Raw genomic sequence first — 3,141 nt, 5'->3', positions numbered from 1 at the left:
GAGGGGTCGGCGACCCTCGACGCGGTGGCGGCGCCGGTCACGACTGCGGGTTCGCCAGCACGTGCAGCCGGTCGACCGGGGTACTCACCGCATCCCGCGCCCGGCGCACTGCCGCCTTGTCGGGGGCGCCGTAGAAGCACAGGCACTTGTCCATGTCCTCGCGCACGTAGGTGCGCAGGAAGCTGACCTTGGGCACATCGGCGTACTTCGGCGCCTTGGCCTTCTTGCGGGCCAGGTAGGTCTCCATGTCGATCTCCGGCGGAATATCCCATTCGACCAGGTAGCCGACGGTGGGGGCGGGCAGCACCGATCCGGATCCACTCGCGCGCCGAATCCAGCTGCTCTACGACGGCGCCCTGTCCGGTTCCAAATTCGAGCACAGTCTCGAACCCCTGCGCACCGGACGCACACTGGCGGCGCAGTTGATCGCACAATCCAACTAGGTTGCCACAGTTCCCCTTACGGTAATCTCAGCGGAAACCCGCCGAAACCACCAGCGTCCGGGTTCCGGCGGGTTCCTACCGCGTGAATCGGAGAACGCCCCCCTGACGGGGACCGTGATCAGCGATCGTCGCTGAAACGCGGATCATCGGGGTACCGGCGATCCGCCCGGTTCATGGTGTCGGCACCCTCGGTGTCGATGCGCTCCTTACGCACCGTGTCCCCGACCGTCTCTTGTTCCTCGACATCGTCGACGGCCAGGCGCACCCGCTCCACCGGCACCGTCTCCTTGTCGACGGTCACCCGGTCACGGTGCAGCGTGACCTCCTGCTCCTCGTCGCCCATGGACGAGGGCGCCGCGTTCGCGTCGGTGATCGGCTCACGCTCGACGTGCACCTCTTCGTGGCTGGTCGGCACCGTCACCGTCTGATCCTCGGTGACCACGTACTTGCGCAGCCTGGCGGTACCGACGGTTTCCCGTTCGGTATCGACGTTCAGGCGCTCCTCGGAGCGGATCAGTCCCTCGTCGCCGGCGGTCGGCGCCGCCATGGCCTCGGAACGGGCATCCAGGTCGGACTCGGGGCGGGCATGACGGCCGGGCTCCGGGTTGCGCATCGCGCGGCCGTAGGCGTCCCATCCCGCATTACGGGGGTCGATGTGGTAGTAGCTGAGCAGCTGCTGCTCGCCCTCCTGGCTGATGCGGCCGTCCTGTTCGACCGCGGGAGCGGATTTCACCATCTCCTTGTCCACACTCACCCGGATCGCATCGCCGTTGCGGTTCTGCTGTGCCCCGGCCAGCGGCACCAGTGAATCGTGCCGCAGCAGTCCGGTGGACACCGAAGCCCAGGTGGGCGATCCGGTGTCATTGTTGACGTAGATGTTCTTGACCTTGCCGATCTTGTCGTCGTGCGAGTCGTAGACCGTACTGTCCATCAGAGTGTCGAGCCGTCCTGTCATGGTTGCTCTCCTCCTCGATACGGTTGGATGAGCCCACGGCACGGGCCGGAATTCGCCGGCCGCCCCGCGGCCCAGCTTCTTCGGTTACACCCCGAGACGTACCCGGCAACCTTCCGGCGAAACACCCTCAACACCGGTTTTGCGAGGTATACCGATATCGGCGCACTGTGCGGTAAACCTCGGTCACCGCTACCGGTTCCGGTTGCAACGACAACTACGGCAAGTCACTGGCAATGACTCGTGCGACCAGTTCGGGCAGATCACCACGCATCGGTTCACCGTGCCCCGGAACCAGGATGTGCGCATCCTCGATCGCGAGATTCCGCAAGCTGGCCCGGGTTCCACTCTCGTTGTGGTTGAACACATCCGGCAGCAATTGCGGTCCCGTCCCCCGCAACAGCGGATGACCGGTGACGAGGGCGTCACCGGAGAACAGCACCCCCTCCGACGCCATGAAATATGCCGTATGCCCGTCGGTGTGCCCAGGCGTCGACACCGCAGTCAACCCACCCGGCAACGCCGCCAACACCGCAGGCTCCGCCGCCTGCGCGGTAGGCACCGACGTCCCGAGATGCCCGACCACGGCCCGCGCAGTATCGGCCACCCAGCGAGCCCCCCGCAACGAACCGAGCTGCCGGGCAACCTGCACTGCCGAAATCTGCTGCAAATACTCACGTTTGGCGTGCGGAACCTCATTCGCGCCGGTGTACACCGGCATCCCCACCCGCTCCACGAGCTCCGGAACGGCCCCGATGTGATCGAGATGCGCATGCGTCACCAGCACCGCCGCCACATCACCCAGCCCGTGCCCGATCTCCCGCACCGATTTCAGCACCGCCGCCGTATCCCCCGGATACCCGGCATCGACGACAACAACGCCGGACCCGTCGGACACCAACGCCCAGTTGACATTGGTCCCCGCCACCACATACACCGAATCGGACACCTGCTGGATCTTCACTCCCCCATCCTCCCGCATCCCACGCCAGACGGCCGAACCAACCGACACCGTGCGCTTATCGAAGCGGCTTGTCCAACTGCATCGAAGAGACGTGGTACCCGTTGCGCCGATACATCGCGATCGCAACGTCGTTGTCGCCCACCACATTCAGCCCGAGCCTCGTCCGCCCCTCGCCGGCAACCAGCTCCTCCGCGGCCGCCAGGATCGCAGACCCGTACCCGTTGCGCCGGAACCGCTCGAACACGTTGATGTCGTACAACCACGCGGAATCCGCCGTACCGGTCGCATCCTGCGGATCGGGCCCGACCCACGCATCACCGACGACCTCCCCGGCCTCGTTCTCGGCAACGACAAGGTGATGACCTGCGGTATCGCACCCCTGCGGAAGAAAGTGGGCCGTACCTGCCAACACCCGCTTCACCGCCTCATCCTCGGGGATGAGCTTGGCGAGCTCCCGGATCCCCTCCGCCTCGCGGTGGCGGGTGGCCTGCTCGTACTCCGTCTCCGTCATCTTCCGCAAGATCACCTTCGGCGCAACCATGGGTATCATCCTCGATGAAGCCCGGCGGATGTCAATCGATTTGGGTTGGATCACCTCCGAAGCAAAGTCTGCTCGTCTCGGGCGTTCCGCGATGCACGGCAGTGGGAACTGCACCGTTCAGTGCCGGCGAAGCCGGCCAGAGTCTGACTGATACATCTCTTGGAGAATACAAAACCCTCCCGACCTGGGTCGGAAGGGTTTATCTGTCGGGCTGACAGGATTTGAACCTGCGACGGGACTG

At 65.2% G+C, this 3,141-nt stretch carries 4 protein-coding genes and 1 pseudogene; 1 reads left to right on the top strand and 4 read right to left on the bottom strand.

Annotation, left to right across the window (positions count from 1 at the left end; all coding sequences use genetic code 11):
* Nucleotides 1-37: 37 nt before the first annotated feature.
* Nucleotides 38-295 (bottom strand): annotated as a pseudogene (locus tag NV2_RS30435) (DUF4242 domain-containing protein); the annotation flags it as partial.
* Here NV2_RS30435 and NV2_RS31645 point away from each other — a divergent pair.
* Entirely contained in the window at nt 291-443 is a 153-nt protein-coding gene (locus tag NV2_RS31645) for a hypothetical protein (RefSeq protein WP_157103171.1), read from the top strand. The pseudogene NV2_RS30435 and the gene NV2_RS31645 overlap by 5 nt on opposite strands.
* Before the next feature lie 118 nt (nt 444-561).
* Here the strand turns inward: NV2_RS31645 and NV2_RS30430 are convergent, their stop codons facing one another.
* The 3 genes from NV2_RS30430 to NV2_RS30420 all read right to left on the bottom strand — a co-directional run bounded on the left by NV2_RS30430 (nt 562) and on the right by NV2_RS30420 (nt 2,870).
* Nucleotides 562-1,398, bottom strand: a complete 837-nt coding sequence (locus NV2_RS30430) for a PRC and DUF2382 domain-containing protein (protein ID WP_067882389.1) — start codon at nt 1,396-1,398, stop codon at nt 562-564.
* A 214-nt stretch (nt 1,399-1,612) separates the two neighbouring features.
* Nucleotides 1,613-2,359: an MBL fold metallo-hydrolase gene (locus tag NV2_RS30425; protein ID WP_067882386.1), complete on the bottom strand. Its 747-nt coding sequence runs from the start codon at nt 2,357-2,359 to the stop codon at nt 1,613-1,615.
* A gap of 55 nt (nt 2,360-2,414) precedes the next feature.
* Complete coding sequence (locus tag NV2_RS30420) at nt 2,415-2,870, bottom strand: GNAT family N-acetyltransferase (protein WP_210749539.1); 456 nt, start codon at nt 2,868-2,870, stop codon at nt 2,415-2,417.
* Between the last annotated feature and the right edge of the window lie 271 nt (nt 2,871-3,141).

It is taken from the genome of Nocardia vermiculata NBRC 100427 (assembly GCF_001613265.1).
GTDB classification, from domain to species: domain Bacteria; phylum Actinomycetota; class Actinomycetes; order Mycobacteriales; family Mycobacteriaceae; genus Nocardia; species Nocardia vermiculata.
This window is presented reverse-complemented; position numbering and strand designations above follow the sequence as displayed.